The following is a 22,874-nucleotide window of genomic DNA, read 5'->3' on the forward strand; positions in this document are numbered from 1 at the left end:
CGATTAATTCCCAAATACAGATTCTGTAACAGTCATTGAAGGACCGACTGATTTAATTGGTGTAAAAGCATCAACAACAATATTTTTTACATTATTTATCCTAAAAATATTATCACGGATTACTGCACTCAATGTTTCACCTTGCACACTAACTGATGAAGTATTAATTAACTGTCCATACATCGCACTTGATGCTATTTCGGCTGATACTTGTGTATCATTATAGTAACCGGATGCTGCATCTGCAAGACCTGCGGCTGTTCCTATATCATCGTATGGACTAGGCAACATTCTAGTCCCAATGGTAGTAGCAGCAGTAACAGTGGCCTTAAATTTATTATTCTTGGCTTGAGCGTCAAAATCTTTCTTAGAAGACAAATTGGTCGCTTGTTGGGTTAATGCTGGGGAACTTAAATTTTTAATTAGTTCTTTTTTTGCCCACTCCCTATTTTCCGAAGTATTTTCTTTAGGATTATAATGATTGCCTGTTGCCAAATGATATAGATAGATAAAATCATTATTATTTTTACTTGGCATGTACACTTGAGCAATTGCTCCCAAAGTGCTTTTACTTGTATGGTAAACCGCATCTCCATGATTGGAACCTACAGCTTTATTGATTAAATTTTCTATAGCCTTGGCAGATTGCCTAGGTGCATGCCCACTCGGATCTCTATACTTCAAAGGATTGTTACTCACATACGTATACAAGTTCAAACTCAGCGGATTATCCAACTGTCCTTCATACGTATCCTCGTTAATAAACCGTCCCATGCTCGGATCGTACCAGCGGGCGCGGAGGTACTGGAGCTTGGTTGCGGAATCCCAGTATTCTCCGGAATAGCGGAACGGGTTGGAGATGTTTTCCTCGCTTACGGTCGGGTTGCCCCAGATGTCATAGGCGTACTGGTTCAACCGGGTTCCGGTTTCGTTGCGAAGCTCGACGACATCTCCGTGTCCGTTGTGGAGGTAGTAGGCTTTGCTCCCGCCGCTCTCCCGGGCTACAAGCTCTCTTCCCCGCACATAGCGGGCTTTGAGGCTGCCGCTGCCGTCGCCTTCGGCGATGACCTGGTCTCCGTCGTAATAGTAGCGCGCGGTTCCTTCTTTGTCTGTGCGCTCGTACAGCAGTCCGTCTCCATTATATTTATAGGAGATGGTGCTGCCATCCTTCATTTTCACGGCGGAGAGCCGGTCTTTTTTATCATAGACGTAGTCGGCGTCCGGGCTGTTCACTTCATGGTTGGTTTGGAAGGAAGTCCGGTTGCCGCGGGCATCATACGCGTAGCTTTCCCGGTATTGGCTGGATGAAGTGATCCGGTTGAGCGGGTCGTAGCCGAATTGATAGGTCTGGCCGTTCTCGGTTTTGGCGGTTTCGTTCTCGTTGGCGTCGTACTCGTAGGTATAGGTGTTGAGCGCGGTGCCGTCCGCCTGCTTATGCGTCAGCGTTTGCAGCTGCAGCCCGTTGTACGTGTAAGCGGTCGTGATCCCGTTGCGCTGCTTGGTCTGCTTGATGAGATCGTTGCGGTAATAGCTGTAGGCCGCTTCCTCGTCCGCGAGGGAAGAGGACACGCTCGACAGACGGTTGCGCGAGTCGTACTGGTAATAAGTGTTTTGGCCGGACGGATCGTTCAAGGAGCTCCGCAGGCCCAGTGCGTTGTAATCGTACGCGAGCGTTTTGCCGTCCGGGTAGACAACCTTGGACAGTTGTCCCGTGGATGGCTGGTACGTGTACTGCGTCGTGCCCGTGTTATCTGTCATCCGGGTGCGCCGACCGGCAAGGTCGTACGCATAGCGGATCGTTTCGTCCGGCGCTTTTTTCTCGATCAGGAAATTGCGCGCATCGTACACGTAGCTGAGCTCTGTGCCGTTCCGGTCGGTCGCCCGGATCTGGTTGTTGTTGCCGTCGTAGTACAGCTTCTCCACTTTGCCGGTGGCATCGGTGGTCTGAATGAGACGGCCCAGCTCATCGTATTTCTTCTGCGTCGTGTTGTTGTCGGGATACGTGATGCGGATCATTTGTCCCAACTGGTCGTAGCTGTATTTCGTTTCTTCTTTCTTGGCGTTGATTACGGCGGTAAGCTGCCCCAGAGGGTCGTAGCGGAATTCGGTGGTGCCGCCGTTCGCATCCGTGCTGGCAACGACGTTCCCCGCAAAATTGTATTGATACGTTCCGAGCACTTTGGCGGTTGGAGCGATCTGCTCTTTCTTGACGATTCTGCCGAGCTTGTCGGCCGTCTGTCTGAATATGTTGCCTTCCGGGTCGGTTGTCGTCTGGGTCAGATTGTAGTCGTCCGTCGCGATTCTGGAGACGGCCTGATCCGCATAGGTGATCTGGTGCTGCCGGTTCCAGGCGTCATAGCCGATCTGCGTGCGGTTCCCTACGGCGTCTTCGCTCCAAGTTTGGCGGCCGTACGTATCGTAGCCGTATTTGGCTTTGGCTTTGTACGTGCCCTGCATAATGCCTTCTTCCGTTTTCCAGCCAAGGGGGTTCCAGGTGGTGACGGTTTCCACGCCGGTTTCGTCTTTTTGCCGGATTTGATTCTGCAGGTCAAGATACTGGATACTAACCGAGCTGTTGTCAGGCTGAACGGCTTTGATCACACGGCCCAGCGCATCGTACTGGTAGGTGGTTATGCCTTGGTTACCGTCTGTCTGCCTGGTCAGCAGCCCTCTAATGGCATCATATTCGTATTGATTGACAATGGAAGATTTGTTCCCGTCCGCATCCGTTACCGCCATGGTCGTTTTGGTCGGGAAAGCTCCCTGATAGTCGGAGGAATATTCCAGCTTCATAACGGTTTCGCCGGCGCTGTTCTTATTGCGTATCTGAGTGACGTTGCCGTATGCATCCGTATTCTCATACGCGGTTTCGGAAAGTTTGGCGCCCGCTGCGCTGCCTTCAAACACTTGTTTCAAGATGACGGTATGCTTGTCCCATGTGTACAGCGTATACTTGCTCTGATTGGAACTCCTAGGCTCCAGAATACTGGTCAGCAGATGGTTGCCATTGTATCCGAAGGTAGTCGTAACACCTGCCGGATCTGTGGATGAAGTTATATTTCCGTAATCGTCATACACCTTAGAATGAGTGAAAATGATCGGAGCCCCACCGTCAACGGATTTCGTGATGGTCGTTTTGTCGGGCGACGGCAAATGTCTTTTCTCATCATAGACATGGTCCGTGGAAGTACGATGAGTCTTGCCGTCCACAGACGTTATTTCCGTTATGTTGGTGTTGTAGTAATAGGAAGGCTTCTCCCTTTCTATAAAATCCTTCTTCGTTCTAAATGTGGTTTGGTTCAGCTTGTTGTCTACGGTGACTGCAAACTCCATATCCTTATCGTACGAGCTGCCCATATCCCCGTCATAGGTGATATCTTTGCGGTTATAGGTCTGTATCGAACCGTCTTGCAGCGTAACTTGATCTTCTCTGGACTTGATGCGGTAAAACCCGTTATACCCGTAATTAAAGTTACGGACCACTTGATTATCTTCGTACTTGTACACACTCTTTGCGCCTGTCGGGTGCATAACCCCGGTAAGCAGGGAATACGGATTTTCCGCTTCAACTACAGATATATTAGTTGCATAAGATTTGGCCGATTTTAAGGCATAATCGTAAACCGTAGTTCTGCCAATGGGGTCGATTACAGAAGTTAAGACTTCGATGTAACTTTGAAGTGACTTGTTGTAGGTTACGGTCTGGCTGCCGTTTGTCAGAACGACTGTTGTCGGACTGTAGCTGATCGTAATGGCATTACCTACGTCACTAGAGATCGAAGTTAACACTTTCTTGTAAACCGGATCGTCGCTGTACCTGAAATAGATCGTATTCTTGTAGTCGTCCTCAATTCTGACTAATTTTCCATCATAGTTGAAGTACTGTTTGGTTCCGTTAATTGATTTCAAGACGTATCTGTTTTCAAGATCGCCGCTTTCCTCGGTAATGGTCAGATCTTTCCAAGGATATCCTTCAAGACCGCTGCTCGTAATCTTATAAACTCCCGAACCTGCAAGGTGCAAATACTTCGTATCTCCATGCCTTTCCACCGAAGAAATGTCCCATGACCACCCCTTGCCGATCGGAAACATTTTCTCTTCATAGGGAATGGTTCCATTCTCACCGGTACTCCGATAAGAAGCCATCTGGTTAAATTGAGCCGAGCTGCTGTCGTAACTGCGTGTCAGGGAAAAGTTAAGCCCGTTCCGCCCGCGCAATACCATATCCGTTTCCCGAACGGAGAGACTGCCGGAAAGTGTCGAGATCGTTTCGTGCTCCAGGTTGACACTGTACGGAGCTTCATCCGGTTTGGTATTCACGACAACAATATCAGGCACCGGTTCCGGACCGGCTGCCGCCGCCTTCATTCGAAAAGAAGGAGCCGGTTTCTCTTTGACTTCATTAACGATTGTGCTTGAAGCCTCTTTGGATTTATTTACGGGCTTACTTTTGGTTAACGCTTCTTCCAAATCCGCTTCCTTGATGTTTTTGCTTAAAGCCTGCTCAACCTCCTGGGAGTTAAAGCCTTTATCCAGGTATTTCTGAATCTTGTCCTTTTTAGCTTTAGCTTCGTCGCTTTTGGCATAGGCATGAGGAACGAACAACCCTTGGACGCACGATAAAAGGATAATCAGTACCATCATTAGCACGAAAATCGGTCTATTTCTTTTTTTCAAATGTATATCCCCCTGCCTTCATTGGCTTCTTCCTATTGGCTCTGAGCCGTTGAGGATTTTTTGATCAGATTGCCGTTGTTGTCATACTCGTAGCGTGTATCGTTTCTGAAAGTCAGGCTGCTGAGTAAGAACGAATAACTGGATCCGCTGAAACCGCCGTTGACTCCGAATATTTTAAAATAGTAAGTCTGCCCTTCCGTCACTTCATAAAGAACATTTTCCGGTATATCGGTTTCTTGGATGCCTGCCGCAAGGAGCCGTTTACTGCTGTCATAGATGTTTACATTGTAGTTCAGGCCTTTCGGTACATTTAGGGTGAGACGGTCCACTCCATTAGCCTTTGCCGTATATTTGTAGAAGTCGACGTCCGTGGCCGTGGTAATTGCGGATGCGTAAGATTCGTTCATTTTGACGGAAAATGCCTGCTCGAACGTATCGTTGGGCTCATACGCGTTGGGCAGCATCAGATTGTTCCGGAAAGACCATTCCGACCATTCCGTACCGTCCTTGACTCGCACCGCAAAATTCCAAGACCCGCTCGTAATCGGTCCGGCCACATGGGAAGTTGAGCCGGATTTTATTTCTCCCGAGTTGTAGGCCCAATTTTTCCATCCGTCGTTCGTTCCGACAACCTGATACTCGGATTGCGCCTGCTGATCGGCGTCCTTGTACTTCCATGTAAAGGTCAACATGTTATCTGTCAGCGTCTGCCCGTCGGTATATGAAGTCAGCTCTGCAGAAGGCATTGTATTTATCCGCACATAGGCTAATGGAGAGAAGTTGGAAACAGCTCCTTTGCTGTCTTTCACCCTCACGTACCATCCGGCGACCGATCCTCTGTTAATAAGATTAGCGGGAACGGTAAACGTGTTTGCGCTTGAAACGACCCACTGCGAGTCATAAATCTGTGACTTACCATCCGCGCTTAAAATAACAACCTGAAAAGCGGTTTGGATATCTCCCGCATCCGGATCGTTAAATGTCCAGCTTAATACAGACGCGCCCGTAGCGATCATCTGAGGATTGCTGGGTGAGAAACTGCCCGGCTGTATATTCGTCGGTGCATTCGGTGCATGATTGACCGTAATCAGGCCTGTATAGGTAGAGGTGACCGTTTCCGCAGAATCGCTTGCCGTAACGGCAATATTCGTGTAAGTCCCGCCCGGTAATCTGTCGGTGTTTAGATCCCATTGTAACGTCCAGGAAGGGGAAGAAGATGTATTGGACACAAGCGTTGTTTTGGTGATTCCTGCTATAGTCGCGCTTATGGTAACCGGATCGTTGTTCACATCGCTTACTTTACCGGTGAGTGTAACGACACCTCGTCCGTCTTCTTTCCAAACTGTTTGATCGGCGTTATCAACACTGAGTTTGGGCGGCGTGTTGAAGGAAATGAAGTACGCGGCATTTCCGCTGCTGTTACGCCCTGTAATAAGGATACGGCCATCTGGAAGTGTACTTTGTACAGACGGATAGAATCCCGTTGGAAGTATCGTAGTTTGCGTCCATTTATTTGTCGACGGTGTGTAAAGATAACTTGCTTGACGAGTATTAATTAATACTCTTCCGTCTAACAAAGTACTCTGAAAAATCCCATAATCAGAAATCGGAAAATCCTCAGTGTATGACCATGAATTGGTTATAGGGTTATACAGTAAGCTTTTTTTAGAAGAAGGTCTCCATTCCCTATCCACAAGTGAACTTCCACCTACTACCATAACTCGTCCATCCAGCAGTGTACTTTGTCCAGCACCTGCAAGATCAAACGGGAGGTTTGCTACCTTCGACCATGTGTTGGATACTGGGTCATAAATATACGGTGTATCAAGTGTAACTCGCATCGCTTCTCCTCCAGCTACAAGCACACGTCCATCATTAAGAACACTTTGCGAATGGCCAGCTCTTCCTTGGGGCATGTTCGCCGCCTCTGACCAAATATTGGTTTTAGGATCATACAAATAGGCTTTATGGCTAGGAGAATAATCTTCTAGTGGTAGAAAGCCGCCTGTAACAAGCACTCTTCCATCTTTAAGTGTACTTTGTCCATGATTATATCTTTTAACAGGCATAGGAGCTGCTGACTCCCACGTATTTGTCTGCGGATTAAGTATCAAATTGTAATCGGCTCTAGTTTCCCCTACAGTTACCATAACCCGTCCATCATTCAAAGCACTTTGTCCATATTGACTAATCTGAAATACCGGGATAGGCGCAGCCGGTGTAACCGTGAAAGATGCTCCTAACGTTTTGGCAAAACCATTCAAATACACGTTCCCGTACACACTGCTTTGGACATCTGTTCCAGGAAGCACCGCCTTGTCAGTAAGATTCATCGGATTCGTGAGTGAATGATCGGACAGACTAGCGGCCCCTTCAAACCCAACTGTGCTCATACTTTGTGAATATGCTGCAGTTGCTCCAAGGGTTAAAACGTTCAGCAACAGAACAAAGCTAGTCAACACCCTCAAAGTTCTGTTTTTTTGTTTACGAAACCAACTCAAAATTTCCACCATCCTTAAATTAAAATATTTTGGTTTTCATGTGAGATGTACACCCCTATGTACCTTGGATCTCCTCTTCTCCCCCACCGCCTCGAATAAAATAAAGAACCAACAACCTACAATGTTAGTGGACAATTCTTCATTTAGCATTAGGAAGTTTTGTCGTATATTGTAAAAACGAAGTATTTTTTGATGAAGTATAAAAAAAGCCAGCCGAACTTTCCGGCTGACCTCAACTCCCTAACAACTTTCCGAATTTCATAGCCATACTTTCAGCCATACGACTGTAAAACCAATCGACACCCGACCAGAAATGAACATAATCGTTCATCTGAAGCTGTGTAATCTGTAATACTTCCTTCGGAAAGTCTTCGAACCTGACACGATTGTTCAATAGATCCGAAAGCACCTTAAAGCAGACAATTTCAACTCCGTCGACGGTCATGTTCTCACATAACTCTTTAAGAAGCTCAATTTCCTCCATCTCTTCCGTTTAAAAGATGATACCTTTCAGCTGAATGGATCTATCCTACTTTTCCAATTTATTTTGCCGCAATCGCATTTAAAGACCGCCATATGCTCCCCTTTTCTAAAACGTCCGCTCTCCCCAGCTTCAATGTTCTTCAATGTAGTATAGCATCCCCTGTCACAAAACCGTTTCCTTTCGTACATATTTCTTCCAATATTCCCCTCTTCAGTTGCGAGCATTCTCGTGGAATAATTTGGGCAGCAGCATGATGACTCTTTAGGAGCAGTCCAATCCAAACTCTACAGCCCGTGAAGCTCCCGGTACTCATGTTCGAGGATCGCCATTAGAATCGAGTCGTGGTATTTGTGATTGTAATAGAGGGCTTCTTTCTGCACGCCTTCTTTTTTGAAGCCGACTTTCTCGTATACGTGCAGGGCACGCTCGTTATAGGCAAATACGTTCAGTTCGATCCGGTGCAGGTTCACGATGCCGAATCCGTAATCCAGCATAAGGTTGAGCGCTTCCGTGCCGCAGCCTTTGCCCTGATTTCTGCTGCTGTCGATGGAGATGCGGATGCCCGCGCTGCGGTTGTAGCTGTCGACATCCTGCAGGGCGATGTCCCCGATTACCTCGTCGGTTTCGGTCAGGGCGATCAGCAGCAGAATGCTTGACGTGTCCTGCGCCTTACCTTCGATATATCGCTCGATCTGGTTTCTTGTAAAATGTTTCTGCGTACCCGTCAATTTGCGGGTTTGCGGCTGAAACAGCTGCTGAAAATACGTCTCCGTGTCCCCGGTATCAACGGGACGCAAATAGACCTTTTTTCCCTCCAGAAAACGTACGGGGACCGGGGCTCCGGCTTTGTTCGGGCCGTCGTTTTTTTGCCGGTCCGGCTCGGTACTCCCAGGTTCGTTCACGGGTTCGTTCATAGGATTAATCACGGCTCTATTCACAGGCTCGCTCACGGATTCTTTTACAGGTTCATTCACTGATTCACTCACAGGTTCATTCATAGCTTTCAAAACCTCCATAGATCATGTCTACCTCCGTTATACCAGCAAACTATCTATTTCAAAATGAGCAGATTCGGAAAATTCAAGACGACAGATGCGCATCGCCGAACCACGCTTCTTTCAGTTTCCGTATACCCGGTTCGATGTCCTCTTCCGCAATCCCGCTGAATCCGACCATAAAATCTTTCTCGCCTTCGGGCGGAACCGTCCCCGGCCAGTAAAACGCCGCCGATGACACATGAACGCCGTCCGCTTCCGCCAGCCGGAGCAGTTCTGCCTCCGGCCGATCGTCGCGCACGCGGAGCACGATGTGGAACCCGGCGTCCCTGCCGATCACCGCGGCCCGGCTGCCGAAAATGCGCCCGACGGCTGCCGTCAGTCTGTCGTGCTTTTTCCGGTAAAGCTTGCGCATCCTGCGCACATGCTTCTCCAGATAGCCCCGCTCCATAAAAAGAGCCAGCGTATGCTGATGCAGCCTGGAGGCGGACTGCTCGAACATCATTTCTCTGCGCAGCGTGTCGAAAAGCGGCACGAGCTTGTCCGGCAGCACCATATAGCTGACGCAGAGGGCCGGGGCCATAATTTGGCCGAAGCCGCCCAAATAAATGACGGGGGCGCCGGGAACGAGCGCCTGCATGGCCGGAACGGGACGCCCGTGGTAGCGGAATTCCCCGTCGTAATCGTCTTCGAGGATGAAGCCGTCCGTATCGCGCGCCCACTGGAGCAGCTTCAGCCGCTTGGAGATCGGCATCACCATGCCTCGGGGAAACTGGTGCGAAGGCGTGACGGTGACGAGACGGGCCCCGGTGGCGTGAAGCCGCCCGACGTCGATGCCGTCCGCCTCCAGCGGCACGGGCAAGATCTCATAGCCTGCCTTACCGAAGATCGACGGGATCAGCGGGTAGCCGGGGTTCTCAATGGCGAGCCGCGCACCGTACCGCTTCAGAATCTGGCTCAGGATGACGCCCAGATTAAACGGATCGGCTCCGACGACAACCTGCCCCGGGGAACATTCCACGCCCCGCATCTGCCGGAGGTAGCCGGCGATTTGTTCCCTCAGCCCGCGCTCGCCTCTCGGGTCCCCGAAGAACAGCAGGTTCTCGTTATCCGGGGCGAGCATTTCGTTCGCAAGGTTTTTCCAGGTTCCGTATGGAAAAGCGGTAAAATCGTTCCGCGACAAATGAAAATCGTAGCGGAACTTGCGCTTCCTGGCCGCGTCAGGCTCCTCCTCCTGGACCGGCGGGGGCTCCGCCACGGGTAATGAGCCGAGTTTTCCATAGGGCTCGGGGAGCTTTTCCACATAATAGCCGCTCTTGGGCCTGCTCGCGATATAGCCTTCCGCAAGAAGCTGATGGTAAGCCGATTCGACCGGTGTCGTGCTCAGTCCGAGAAAACCGGCCAGTTTGCGGATAGACGGCAGGCGGGTATGTTCGGCGATCTCGCCCCGGATAATGCCGGTCTTAATATGAACGTAGAGCTGCATATACAGCGGCTGCGGGTCCCGCTCGTCCAGCTTAGGGTAACCAATCACGTGAATCCTTCCTATCTTTCTAGGTTTAATGCTAGAATACCACATTTTACAACTTTGCCGATTTTTCGGTATGATGATGGTGGTTAACGACATGTGGAGAGGAAGTGCAGCATGAATCAGTGTACGCTTTATATCTCGATAAAAGGGTACGAAAAAATAACGGAGGCCATCCGCACCGCCTTCGGGGACAAGCAGGTTCAGATTTCGCCGGACGGAAGCCAGATTACAGTGGTGGATAAAAAGTTTTTCAGCAAAACGACCGTCACGTTTTCCCTGATGACGCTGGACGGCAATCGGGATGAGTTCGAGCCGATGATCCGGGGGATGTACGGCTTTTTCAGCCAGATCGAAACGCCGCACGAACACATTCAAGCCAAAGTACTCAAGCAGATCTCCGCTCTTAACGCGGCTGTCGGCATCGTATCTTCCAAGGAAATCGACCCGGAGACGATGAACCGGATATTGGAGGTGGCGTCCCGCGTGCATGCCGTGTTGTTCCTGCCGACCGGCCAGCTGCTAAACCCGGAGGGCCGGGTGGTTTTGAGCGCACAGGGGGAGTCCGAGGTAGAAGATTTCACCGTCACGGTCAGCACGGATCTGATCGACGCCCATATCCAGTCGTCTCCATCCGCGGAAGCGCGGAAAGAACGGAATATGGCTTTGCTGGCGGAACAGGGCGTGCCCGTCATCGAGCACTTGCCGGTCATCGACGGCGATGAATTCGCCGCTATCCGGACGAAGGAGGAAATCGCCGCGCGCGCAGCCGCTCTATGCATGATCGCCATGTACGGCGCGGACCTTGCCGAAGGCGCGGACATCAAAGAAGCGAAAGAGTTTATCGAGGGCGTTATCGAGCTGTACGGCGCTTCCCCTTTCTTTACGGAGAAAGAACGGGCTTTCCTCGAAAGCGATTCGCCCGATCCGACGGATGCCATCCAGTTCGCCTGGATGTACGAATGCTACTGGGTGCTGCTCTGGTCCGTCGGGTACGTGGAAGAACTGGGCTATCCCGACTCCGTATGCGACGTTCAAGCCGCCGTGGACGCTTTGAGGCTGGCAGGCAATTTCGACACGTTCCATGAGCAGGCAAAAATCCGATCGAAAGCAGACATTCTCGAGGAAGCGGACCGGATTTACCGCTATGACTGGGCTTGCGTAGATGCCCGGATCAAAGGCAATCCCGCCCCGGCCGGACTGGACGGCGGCGTCGTTCTGGAGAGGCACCGGGCTTTGAACTGGCTGGTCCGCTATATGGATGCGGAGTGGGATGACGTAAGCACGGATACGTAGGGCCGGGTACATAGGGCATGGGATGAGGCTCCAAGCATAGTCGATAAACCACGCCGCCCCATACCAAAAAGGAGCAGCTCTTTTATGAGCCTGCTCCTTTTTGGGCTGCTTGCGCTGCCGACAGGCAGTTTTTGATTTTATCCGGCCTTCGGACATTGTCCGTCCTATTTATGGGCAGGCGGCTGCCGCTTATGTGAACCCTGGGTCCGCATTGAATGTGAATTCTCGGCAGGAAATGCGATATAGCATGACGGCACCTCCACTACAGCTCGCAGATATCAGGCCTCGGCAGCTTCCTTTGTCTCCCGCAGAAAAGCGTCCAAACGCTCCTTCTGGCGCAGATGGTGGCGGTAGTGCATCTCCACCAGCGAGAACCATTCCACCGCGTTCAATCCCCCGAAGCCGGGATGCTCCACCGTATTGGCGGGTGGAATATCGGCCAGTACCGGCTGGATGGCTCGCATGGCGCGAATAACGTCACGAAGGCCATCGGAGAGCTGCTCTTTGCTTTCCGGCTGAAGCGGCGTGTATTCCTTGGACGGCGGAACTTGGATTCGGATCGGCGGGTAGCTACCGCAGGCGTAGGCTTCTACGCCTCTCTCCGTTTTCCCGGCCGCCCCGTCCGTACCGGAAGAAGTACGGCAGGTTTCCATTATAGGAAGATGCCGGTATAAAGCCGACTTGATCAAATGCACATACATTTGCCCCAGCGACCATTGTTCTTCATCGGGCTTGCGGGTCAGCTCTTCCAGGCTGTAATTTTCCAGTTCCTGAATATAGGTCTCGGCCAATTGTTCGAAACGGTTCAGAGTGTCGAGCGTGTTCAAGTTCTGGTTCTGGTTCAGGCTTTGGTTTTGGTTCGTTTGCATGGGTCGTTCTCTCCTTTAAGGTGAAGTTGTACCCAGTATAAAATAGCGCTGCTGACAACAGTATGTCAGTAGCGTTTTGCCATGTGCCGAATTTCTTCCCGCAGCCGGACGCGCAGCGATTCGGGCTCCAACACTTCAACGCCCGCCCCCCAGCTCAACACCCAATGGAGGATCTCCTCAGGCGACCGGACCTTTAATGTGACGAGCAGGCCCTGCTCCACATTTTGCGTTTCTTCTATATAATAGTAGTTCATTTCCCGAACCCGGTTTGCAAGCTCGCGGCGAAAAAGCAGGCGGACCTGCCCCTGCCGGTCATCCGCCGGCTTGTACGACCGGAGGTCGAACTCTTCCGGCTTCTCGAAGGTGGTCTCCAGCAGCGCAAGCTCGCTGATCCGGGACAGCCGGAAATGCCGGATTTCCCGGCGCAGCCGGCAGAAGGCGATCAGCATCCACGAGCTGTTCAAGTACACCAGCCCGTAAGGATCGGCTTCGCGCACCGTCAGCCGCTCGCCTCCCGGCATGGCCGCATCCTTCGCCGCGTAAGCGAAGCGCACCGTGCGCTCCTGCAGAGCCGCGCCGCGCAGCAGAGCCAGCGCCGCCGTTCCGTTCCCGGCGGCGCTTCCCAGACCCGCGAGGAGCTTCATGCCCTCGCGGTGCCTCTGGGACTCCCGGCGCACCCGCTCCGGGAGGACGGCCTCGAGCTTGGCCCGCGCTGCATCCGCCTGGGCGCGGGAAGCCTCGTCGAACTGCTGCTCGACAAATTCGATGCCGAGCAGCAGGGTGACGGCTTCTTCCGCCGTGAAGCTGACCGGCGGCAGGAAGTAGCCTTCGACGAGCGAGTACCCTTGTCCCGGCGCCCCGACGACCGGGACACCCGCTTCGCAGAGCGCCTGCATGTCGCGGTAGATCGTGCGCACGCTCGTCTCGAAGGCTGCGGCGAGATCTTCCGCGCGCTGCGTGCCCTTGCGCTGGAGCCGCAAAATGATAGCCAGCATGCGGTCGGTTTTGTTCATGGCGTGAAGCCCCCCTTGTCGCCAACGTGTCTGATAGTTACTCCTATCGTAACCCCCGAGGCGGGAGTGTGCCAGCTTTTCTTACCGCCGGGCAAAGAAAGAACGAAAGCAAGAAGGAAAGGAGCCGAGGCTTCTTGCGGCCGTCAGCTCCTTCCCTCTTTTTGTCCCCTCCATAGCAAGTCAAATTTACGCGAATGATATCGGCGGACAGTTTAGACACTGTCGTTTACCATTGCTCGGTTCGATCATTTATACCTGCTGCGCTTTCTATGATCTCCATAGCTATTCGGCGCTAACAAACATACTTACGAAAAATTTCCCGCCCAAATAAAAATCGAGGCGCCACTGTTCGCTTTCGTCCAGCCTGATAAGCGAGGGCAAGCTCGCATCCGCCCCGTTTATCGGACCGTAGGTCGGTCCCCACTCGTATTCCCATATGACACTGCCGTCTTCCTGCAGCAGCACCGGTTTTTTAACGCCGTCACTCGTATGAATGCCTTCGATCCGCAAATTTTTGCCTTCGAACTCTTCCCGGGCTCCCCAGAAATGCCTGACGATTTTGTTGAAATAACAGACTCCCCGCAAAAGAAAAAGTTCCCTTTTTTGGGAACTTTGGACATTTTATTTTCTGTTTTTAGTATACCATACAGAGCCCGGGAAGTTAGGCGAACATGCTGCTGACCTCGGCATCACGGGACTGACGGGCGCCGGCTTTATCCTGCATAAGCCCCGCCAGCTCCACGACACGGCAGGCATACGCCCATTCGTTGTCATACCAGGCGAGCACTTTGATCTGATCGCCCATCGCCATCAGGGAGAGACCGTCCACAACAGCGGAGTTCGGGCAGCCCACATAATCGACGGACACAAGCGGCTCCTCAGAGTAGGCGACATACGGGGACATAGCACCTTCCGTCGCTTTACGGAAAGCGGCTTTAACGTCTTCCAGAGAAGCCGTGCGGGACACCTTCACAGTCAAATCCACCAGCGAAACATCCTGCGTCGGCACACGTAGAGAAACTCCCTGAACATACGCCGCCAAGTGAGGCAGGACATCTGTAAGCGCTTTACCTACACCCGTCGTGGTAGGAACGATCGATTCCGTGCACGCCCGCGCTCGGCGCAGATCATTGTGCGGATTGTCCAGATGCTTCTGATCCGATGTATAGGAATGCACCGTGCTCATCCATCCGTTCTGGACGCCGAACGCCTGATCCAGAATATGAAGCACGGGAGCGACGCAGTTCGTCGTGCAGGATGCGGCGGATACAAGGGTATGCCTGAATGGATCATAGAGGTGGTCGTTGACGCCCATCACGACGGTAAAATCCATCTGCTTGCCGGGCGCGGTAATGAGAACTCGGGAAGCTCCGGCGGCCAGATGTCTCTGAGAACCCTGACGGTCGTTGAATTTACCGGTGGCGTCAATGACGAGATCGATTCCCATCTGTCCCCACAAAATGTTCTCCGGTTCCCTTTCGTACGTCAGCTGGATAGACTGTCCGTTAATGACGAGGCAGCCGTCGGCAATTTTCACATCCGCATTCCATCTTCCGTGGACCGAATCGTATTTTAAAAGGTGAGCCAGCGTTTCCGCCGGATAAATGGTATTGATCGCCTTGAGCGGAGAAGTCTGCCCTTTATCCGAAAACATTTTCCGAACGACAAGACGTCCGATTCTCCCCATTCCGCTGATCCCGATTCCTCTAATTCCTGCAGCCTGTGACAAGCTAACTCCTCCTCTGTAAGGTGAAATATAAGATGATTCGCATATGTCGATTAATTAGTACATCACAATTATAATTTATGACGTCATAAAAGACAATAGTATGTTTGTATTGTTTATATATGAGTATTATACATGGGTCAATTAAATCAAAAAAAGAGAGAATCCCTAAAGATCTCTCTCCGCTAACGTTTACGCTTCCGTTTCTTTGGCACCTCCGGATCTCAACCTCATCCGTCCTCATTGCATCCGCACCTTATCGCCATCCTGCAAAGGCTCGCTGCTCTCGACTACGATTTGCTGTTGTTCGAATAGGCCTTGGGTGACCGTCGATACTTTATCATCCGAGTCAGTGACGGTGATGGATGTTCTGCGGATATAAAAGGCGTTGCCAAGCGGACCGTTTCTTTCTTCGATTGTAAAGACGTATTTTCCGGTTTTATCTTCGTGAATGGCTTTATTGTCTACCACTAGTACATCGGGATCTGTCGCTCTGTTCAGTTCCACCCGGACACCGGCGCCTTCCTTCAAGCCCGCACCTTGCAGCGTCACCAGAAGACGCTTCATCGGCAAACTCATGGCCGTATTACCGCCCTCACCGGCGCTGCCTTCATCTGTCTTGCTTTTATCCGGGATACCGGGCTCGTGGATTTTCGAAATTTGACCTTCGACTTTTTCGGCAGCAGGACCATCCATTTGGACTTCCAGCTTGTCTCCCGCTTTTAGCGCGGCAGCGATATCGACCGGGACGGACAGCTCAAATTCAAAACCGAGGCTTTCGTCGGATAGGCGGACATCATAGCCTCCGTTTTCGGAAGAAAGCCCCTCCTTGGCGTTTACCTTCGTGACGATTCCGTTGAACGGAGCCGTCAACTTGACGTTCTTTTTCAACTTTTCCTGAAGATTTTGTATTTTCCGCTGCTGGACTTCCAGATCGATTTTATGAATCTCCATGGCACGCTTGGCGTCCTCAATACTCTTCTCTTCTCCGTTCTGGGACGCCTCAATAAAATGGCTTTGCAGTTCTTCCATAGTAAGCTTGAGCTTATTAAGACCGGCTTGCTGGTCCAGGATATCCTGCTCCGCATCTTTGCTGTCGTAAGTCACCAGCGTCTGCCCTTGCTTGACGCGATCCCCTTCCTTCACTTCCACCTTCTTCACTTTCCACCCCGTGCTGTTCGTTAAGGCGGTTTCAGCCCTCCACTTGATGACGCCGCTGCCTTTGAACGTATGAACAAGTTGGCCCCGGCTCGGCGCTACAACCGCGACCTTGGGGATAGTCAAAGCCATGAACGTGTTGCTGAGCAGCGTAAATACGACCAGAAGGCCGATAAATAAACCGGAAAAGAGGCGAATCTTTCTTTTGCGTCTGTCACTCGCCTGCCCGGCATGCAGCAATTCCATTAGGACCACCTCTTACATTTCAGAAGGAGCTTTGGACTCGCAGGTGCCGGCTATCCTTTAATTCCCGATAACTGAATCCCTTCGATAAAATGGGACTCCGCATGTAAGAACAGCAGCACCATGGGAGTCATATACAGCACGGATGCGGCAAAAGCGACGCCCCTGGCTCCTTCGTTGATACGCGACAAATATAAAGATAACGGCTGCTTGAACGAATCCTCCAGAAAAATAAGCGGCTGCTCGACCATATTCCAGTTGTCCACAAACAGCAGGACAATCAACCCGGCGATTCCAGGCTGAATGAGCGGAAGAATAATTTTGTAAAAAATCCTCAGATGCCCGGCCCCATCCATTTGGGCGGCTTCGATATAGGAATTCGGAATATGCAGCATGAATTGTCTGAGCATAAAAACCCCGAAAGCGCTGAAGATGCCCGGCAATATAATGGCGGATGCCGTGTTCAAAAGTCCAAGCTTCTGAGCCATCATATAATTGGGAACCAATGTAACCTGAAACGGCATCAGCATGGTCATGATATACACGACAAACAGCTTATCCCGTCCCCAAAACCGGAGTTTGGCGAAAGCATAGCCGGCCATAGAGGCGACCAGAGCTTGCCCGGCGATGATAGGCGCGACCAACCCTGCGGAGTTCCAGAACATTTGGAGGAACACCGGCTTGTACACCAGCACTTCCATATATTGATGGAACGACAGCCAGTCCGGAATCAGCTTCAGATTGACAAAGCCTTCTTTCCCCCCTGCTGCGGTATCGGACATTTTGCCGATCAGCTCATAATTATGAGCGATTTCACCTTCCGTCATAAGCGAGTTTACAAAGGTGACCGCAATGGGAAACAGCATCACCGCAGCGATAACTCCCATCACGAGCGTCAGCGAGACCTTCCGGAACAAAGTCAACGTTATCACCGTCCTTGCATCTAATCAATGAACTGTCTAAAGCGCCGTTCTATGAAAAGCATGAGGGTCACGAGGATGAGAATACAGCCGACCATTAAACTTGCCGCGGCCGTCAGCTTCTGAATATCCAGGGACAGAAACATGTTGTTCATATAATGCTGAAGCATATAGATCCGGTCGTACGGATAATCCCCCGCGATCAGATACGTTTCCCGGAAAACCTTGAAGGAATTGATAATGGACATCAGAACGACCAAAAACATCGTCGGAGTCAAATACACAAGCGTTATATGAATGGTCTTGCGGAATGTTCCGGCGCCTTCGATATCCGCCGTTTCGTAATAGTCCTTCGGTATGCTTTGGAGGCCCGCCAAAAATAAAATGATGTTGTACCCGATATTTTTCCAGCTGTACACGACAGCCAGCACCCCCACGGACCAGTCCGATTTCATCCAGTCGATCCGCTCCAAGTGCAAGCTCTGCATCCACGCGTTCACAGAACCGTTCCAGTCGAATAAAATCTGCCAAATCATCACAACAGAGGCTGCGGGTACCACCAGCGGTAAAACAAAGGCCGTCTGCAGCCAATTCCGGATAAACAGTTTCTGGTTCAGCAAGAGAGCAAATATCAAGGACAGGACAAGGATCAGCGGCACGCTTACAAAGGTAAAAAGAAAGGTGTTGGCTGCCGCATTGCGGAAAGATCCGCTCGCCAGCAATTCCTTATAATTTTCGAAACCGACAAAAGAGCCGTCAAGCGTACTATCCTGAAAAGAGTAGAAAAACCCCATGGCAAACGGAATCAGATAAAAAATCGCAAACCCTGTTAAACTCGGACCCAAGAAAAGAAAAACGACTATCCAATCTTTGGCCTTTCGTTTAAACGGGTTGCTCCGATAAAGCTTGTCCGCCATGTCATCACCCGATTCCTGATTATTCATTCAGGAAAGTGGTCACTCTGTTTTGAATTAACTTCGCCGCGGCTTCGGCTGATTTCTGCCCTTTGAAATAGGACTTGGCCTCTTCGGAGATAATCTCTTCGATCTTGGAAGGCTTAAATTCGACGGGATAAATCGCTTCGGAAAGGAACCGGTCCAAATCTTGAATATCCTTGGCCGTGATGTCGAACATTTTGTCCTTCAAAACACCCATTTCCTGATCGGATTTCACTTTCCCTACTTTCAGCAGTTCCTTCACTCGCTTCTCGTAAACGGATTTATTCATCGGAAACCCGGCCGTATCCGCCGCGTGTTGAACCTCATCGGACAGCATAAATTTAAGGAAATCCCATGCTTCCTCTTTCACGGAAGACTTTTCGTTGATCCCGATGGTTTTATACGTCCGGAAGTATCCTCCGGCTTTCAGTCCTTCCGCGTGCGGTTTGGCGTAAAGCTTGGATGTAAACTCATATCCTTTCGATAAATATTCGCTCTGCTTTAAATCGCGGATATAATATTCCGGTGAAATGATCGAAACATTATTGAACAAAGCCTGAACCGGCTTTTCCGTGGCAAGTTGGTCATCGAAAAGGGATTTCACCTGCTTCATGAGCCCGGTAAAAGCAGCCGTCTCGAAATTCGCCTTTTTATTCACCGGATCCACAAACGCGGCATACTGTTCCTTAACCCTCTCATTCAGCAGATACTCCGGCGTACTAAATAACGCGGATTTATTCTTCAGATTCCCGTTTTTCATCAACTCTTTGGCAACGTCGGTAAACTGGCTCCAATCCCAGTTCTTGTCGTCGATCTTCAGTCCGCTTTTCTCTATCGCCGTTTCATTCCCGATGAACCCGTAGGTAAAGAAATTCAAGGGCATTCCATAAATCCCGCCGTTTAACTTAACGTTGTCCAATATATTCGTGAAATATTGATCTTTCTTAAAGGTTGGATCTTTATCCATCATTTCGCTCATATTGGCCAACAATTTTTTATTCACATAATTTCCGATGGGCAATAAATCCATTTCGATCAAATCGGGGCCTTTCCCGGATAATAGGGCGGTATTCGTCGTTTTTATAAATTTTTCACTATTCTCTTCTCCATGTGCATCGTCCGTCTCCACATATTTCAGCTCGATTGTGATATTCGGATGCTTCGCTTCATATTTCTTTTTAGCTTCCTTAAAGAAATTATCCGGAAAAAACGTGGAAAACACGATCGTTTTCGGGCCGCCGTCGGATTTCTTTCCTTCCGTCTTTCCCCCGTCAGGACTTTGTGTTGTCTTATCCCCGTTTTGGGTTCCGGTAGCCTCTCCATTGCCCGTACGGCTGCTGCAAGCCGAGGCCGAAACCATAAGGACGATGGCGATTAAAATGAATGAAACTTTTCTCATGTGGATCCTTCCCTTCTTTTGCATATAAAGTTAAAACGCCGCGAAATAGTTCTTGATTCCATTCGCAATGGCTTGGGCTGTTCGAATCTGGTGGGCTTCACTCAGCATATCCGTTTCGTCGTTCCGGTTCGTGAGATACCCGACTTCCAGAAAAACAGCCGGATGTTTACTGTCTCTCAGTACCTTCCAGCCTTCCTTTTTCACACCGCGGTCCTTGAATCCGGTCGATTTTACCAGTTGCTCATGAACCTTGCGTGCGAGCGCAAAACTATCGTCCGCGTAATAAAACGTTTCGGTGCCGGATACATCGGGATCCTTGTAGGTGTTCCCATGAATGGAGATGAATGCGTCCGCATCAAGCTCATTCGCGATTTGGGCGCGATCCTCCAGTTCGACGAAGGTGTCATCCGTACGTGTCATAAACACCTCAAATACCGGATCCTGCCGGAGCTGGTCAAACACCTTTTTAGAAAGCGCGAGCGTGTACGCCTTCTCCTGCTTGCCGCTCGCTCCCGCAGCGCCGGGATCCTTGCCCCCATGCCCCGGATCGATCACGATTTTATAGCGGCTTGTCCCATTTTGCAGCGCTGCATGATTTTTGCCGGGCGAGACGGCCAACTCCGTTAAAGATTTGCTTGCACTCGCTAAAGTCAGGGACGCGGACAGCTTATATAACGACCAGACCATTCCCGTTAACACGATTAGGCTCATCCATATCGCTCTGCGGTTCTGAAGTTGTTTTCTGCTGCTCCTTTTCATGCTCTCTCCTTACTCCCATTTTCTCTGACGTTCTCCTACACTCACGGGTGGCACTCCATCAGTGTAGTACGCGAATATAGGATAAGTGAGATAGACTTATATAGAACTTGTAAAAAAGACAAAAGGACAGCACAAAAAAGCCGGCTGCCTCTGCAGCCGGCCTGTGATACGCTGGCCTACGACTCTGAAAAATAACCGAGTACAGCCATGATGTCCTTGCTGAATCCGATCACTTGGTTCGTTCTATAATTAACCCTGACACTGTAGACTAACGATTCAGTTTCCTTGCTCTTGTAATACACTTCCGCAGCGACGCCCTTCTGGACTGTTTTCATTTCCGGAATCAGATCAGATAAGGCATAAGCTCCCTTTTCCTGAATAAACCGGTTAGCGATCTCGATCCCCCCGTCCTGGATTACGCTCGGTTCCTTTTCAACAGGGGCCGGCTTTGAGATGTCACTGGAAACTTTCAGTACCTCGCCGTCTCTCGCGTTAAGAACAAGTTCATACACTTCATAGGGATCCGCTATGTGGGTCAAGGTTACATAAAATAAACCGCCAGGGACTTTATTCAATTCCGTCTCGGAATCGATCTTTAGCTCCTGATTCTTATCCAGCATCGGTCTGACCCCGTACTCCGTCTTATTCAGCAGATCTTCGAGCTTCTTTCGGTCCACCGCCATCAGTTCGAATCGGGCTTCTTCCAACTTCAGCTTCTCGTTGTAGGTCTTGTTGACCGCATTGAGGCTGAGTGTCTTCACCGTATCCTGAGCAAGAACGCCTTCGTATTTCACTTCACTCGTTTTATGCTCCTGGGTTATTTTTTTGACCAGAACCGTGTCTTTCTTGACCGTATTGAAAAATCCCTCGCACCCTGTCGCCAAAACGAGAAATAATGCGCATAGAATAATCATGATGAGCTTGTTCATGGATTCATCCCGCCTTCCGGATTTGTCCGCTCGAAAATGACTCCGATTGTCGTGCCCTCGTTTTCCAGGCTGCTCACTTCGATCACAGCATGATGAATACCGGCTACGCTTTGACAAATCGCGAGGCCCAGGCCCGCTCCATTGCTGCTTCTCGTTCTGGCTTTATCCGCCATATAGAAAGGTTCAAAAATTTTGTCCCGATGCTCTTCGGCAATCCCGATGCCTTGATCCCTCACTTCAAGAATGCAGCGGTTGTCCCGCCAGTAAGTCCGAATCGTAATGCTCTGTTGTTCTGCGGAGGCTTTGAGCGCATTGTCTACCAGATTAAAAATCAAAACTTTAATCAAATCCTTTTCCAGCCGCAGCCTCCCTTTCTCCAAATCGGTGACGATCGTAACCCGGTGTTCCTTGGCCATCATGACCAACGCAGGCTCGATTTCGGCAACGACGCTTCCCAGATCATGCTCCTCCAAGTGGAAATGATCCTCCTGCAGAACAATCAGATCCATCAGCTTCATCGAAAGCGACTCCAGGCGTTTGCCTTCCGAATAAATGACGTTCAATCCGTCCAAGTACAGCGTTTCGTTGTATTTGGTGGTCCTCAAGAAGTTGGCATACCCGATAATCGACGTCAACGGCGTTTTTAATTCATGGGTAAAATTATCAATGAACCTTTGCTTCTCCTCATTATGCCGCTTCAGGTCATTTATTTTTTCCTCGACAGCCGAGGCCATCTCATTAAAATTTTGTGCCAGAACGCCTATTTCATCCTTCGATTTCAGTCGGACGCGTTCCGAAAAGCCGCCCTGTGCGATAACCCTGGCCGTCCGGTTAAGACGATCAATCGGTTTGGTCAATCCTCTGCTCACGAAAAACATGATGAGCATATAAAGCAAACAGGCGGCGATGTCCACTTTGATGAAAAAACCGTATTGATCCATGCGATCCTGGTATAAGGGAGTCACGTCTTTCGTGTAGGTGAACACATAGTTCTTGTGATTGATTTCCGTATGGTTCGATGTAAATAGCAGGGTGCGATTGCCGATATCCCGTAAAATATAATGGATTTCATCCATGGCCAGCTTGTCCAGTTCCTCGCGGTGCTCCGGCATTTTGAAATCGTTGTTGCTGAAAATGACCCGGTTCGTATCGTCCAAGATTTCCAAATAAATGCGTTGGTCGCTATTCTTCGCCACAAATTCATTGGCCATGTTCGTTAATACCGTTTTCTCATAATCGATGGAATCGTAAATACGAAGAATCGGAACAATGGCATCGACGCTGGAATGAATGCTCATGTTCTGGCTTAACGCGCCGTTGATTTCCTGATCCAGCATTTTGCCGTGGCTCCGCTCGATGACCATGACGGAAGCCGCATTAAAGATGAAGACGAAGACCAGAATCGAGAACAAATAAATCTTTTGCCAAAATTTCATCGG

General features: G+C 50.3%; 16 protein-coding genes. 1 reads left to right on the forward strand and 15 read right to left on the reverse strand.

The window, feature by feature from the left end:
- Positions 1-3: 3 nt before the first annotated feature.
- From AC2TF6_RS21360 to pdxR, 4 genes are all read right to left on the reverse strand, one after another.
- On the reverse strand, positions 4-4,677 hold the full coding sequence (locus AC2TF6_RS21360) for an RHS repeat domain-containing protein (protein WP_491308395.1): 4,674 nt from the start codon (positions 4,675-4,677) through the stop codon (positions 4-6).
- 32 nt (positions 4,678-4,709) lie between these two features.
- Positions 4,710-7,178 carry a Kelch repeat-containing protein gene (locus AC2TF6_RS21365; protein ID WP_491308396.1) on the reverse strand — a complete coding sequence of 823 codons (2,469 nt, stop codon included), beginning with the start codon at positions 7,176-7,178 and terminating at the stop codon, positions 4,710-4,712.
- 768 nt (positions 7,179-7,946) lie between these two features.
- A complete protein-coding gene (locus AC2TF6_RS21370; protein ID WP_491311701.1) occupies positions 7,947-8,648 on the reverse strand; it encodes a GNAT family N-acetyltransferase in 702 nt (233 codons plus the stop codon).
- Positions 8,649-8,742: 94 nt separating this feature from the next.
- Complete coding sequence (pdxR, locus tag AC2TF6_RS21375) at positions 8,743-10,191, reverse strand: MocR-like pyridoxine biosynthesis transcription factor PdxR (protein WP_491308397.1); 1,449 nt, start codon at positions 10,189-10,191, stop codon at positions 8,743-8,745.
- Positions 10,192-10,302: 111 nt separating this feature from the next.
- On the opposite strand from pdxR, the gene AC2TF6_RS21380 reads away from it, so the two are divergent.
- Positions 10,303-11,481: a DUF4272 domain-containing protein gene (locus AC2TF6_RS21380; protein ID WP_491308398.1), complete on the forward strand. Its 1,179-nt coding sequence runs from the start codon at positions 10,303-10,305 to the stop codon at positions 11,479-11,481.
- A gap of 278 nt (positions 11,482-11,759) precedes the next feature.
- On the opposite strand, the gene AC2TF6_RS21385 is transcribed toward AC2TF6_RS21380, so the two are convergent.
- From AC2TF6_RS21385 to AC2TF6_RS21435, 11 genes are all read right to left on the reverse strand, one after another.
- Positions 11,760-12,350, reverse strand: coding sequence for a DinB family protein (locus tag AC2TF6_RS21385; RefSeq protein ID WP_491308399.1), 591 nt, complete (start codon positions 12,348-12,350; stop codon positions 11,760-11,762).
- Between the two features lie 65 nt (positions 12,351-12,415).
- Positions 12,416-13,363: a helix-turn-helix transcriptional regulator gene (locus AC2TF6_RS21390; protein WP_491308400.1), complete on the reverse strand. Its 948-nt coding sequence runs from the start codon at positions 13,361-13,363 to the stop codon at positions 12,416-12,418.
- Between the two features lie 282 nt (positions 13,364-13,645).
- Complete coding sequence (locus AC2TF6_RS21395; protein ID WP_491308401.1) at positions 13,646-13,948, reverse strand: hypothetical protein; 303 nt, start codon at positions 13,946-13,948, stop codon at positions 13,646-13,648.
- 76 nt (positions 13,949-14,024) lie between these two features.
- Positions 14,025-15,092 carry a type I glyceraldehyde-3-phosphate dehydrogenase gene (gap, locus tag AC2TF6_RS21400; RefSeq protein ID WP_491308402.1) on the reverse strand — a complete coding sequence of 356 codons (1,068 nt, stop codon included), beginning with the start codon at positions 15,090-15,092 and terminating at the stop codon, positions 14,025-14,027.
- Between the two features lie 237 nt (positions 15,093-15,329).
- Positions 15,330-16,493 carry an efflux RND transporter periplasmic adaptor subunit gene (locus AC2TF6_RS21405; protein WP_491308403.1) on the reverse strand — a complete coding sequence of 388 codons (1,164 nt, stop codon included), beginning with the start codon at positions 16,491-16,493 and terminating at the stop codon, positions 15,330-15,332.
- Between the two features lie 50 nt (positions 16,494-16,543).
- On the reverse strand, positions 16,544-17,413 hold the full coding sequence (locus AC2TF6_RS21410) for a carbohydrate ABC transporter permease (protein WP_491308404.1): 870 nt from the start codon (positions 17,411-17,413) through the stop codon (positions 16,544-16,546).
- Between the two features lie 20 nt (positions 17,414-17,433).
- Positions 17,434-18,327: a carbohydrate ABC transporter permease gene (locus AC2TF6_RS21415; protein ID WP_491308405.1), complete on the reverse strand. Its 894-nt coding sequence runs from the start codon at positions 18,325-18,327 to the stop codon at positions 17,434-17,436.
- 19 nt (positions 18,328-18,346) lie between these two features.
- Positions 18,347-19,747 (reverse strand): ABC transporter substrate-binding protein, encoded by a 1,401-nt coding sequence (locus AC2TF6_RS21420; protein ID WP_491308406.1) that lies wholly within the window; start codon positions 19,745-19,747, stop codon positions 18,347-18,349.
- Between the two features lie 30 nt (positions 19,748-19,777).
- Positions 19,778-20,506 (reverse strand): N-acetylmuramoyl-L-alanine amidase family protein, encoded by a 729-nt coding sequence (locus tag AC2TF6_RS21425; protein WP_491308407.1) that lies wholly within the window; start codon positions 20,504-20,506, stop codon positions 19,778-19,780.
- A gap of 176 nt (positions 20,507-20,682) precedes the next feature.
- Positions 20,683-21,435, reverse strand: a complete 753-nt coding sequence (locus tag AC2TF6_RS21430; protein WP_491308408.1) for a hypothetical protein — start codon at positions 21,433-21,435, stop codon at positions 20,683-20,685.
- Positions 21,432-22,871, reverse strand: a complete 1,440-nt coding sequence (locus tag AC2TF6_RS21435) for a sensor histidine kinase (protein ID WP_491308409.1) — start codon at positions 22,869-22,871, stop codon at positions 21,432-21,434. Before AC2TF6_RS21435 ends, AC2TF6_RS21430 begins: the two co-directional genes overlap by 4 nt.
- Between the last annotated feature and the right edge of the window lie 3 nt (positions 22,872-22,874).

It is taken from the genome of Paenibacillus sp. JNUCC 35 (assembly GCF_058269095.1).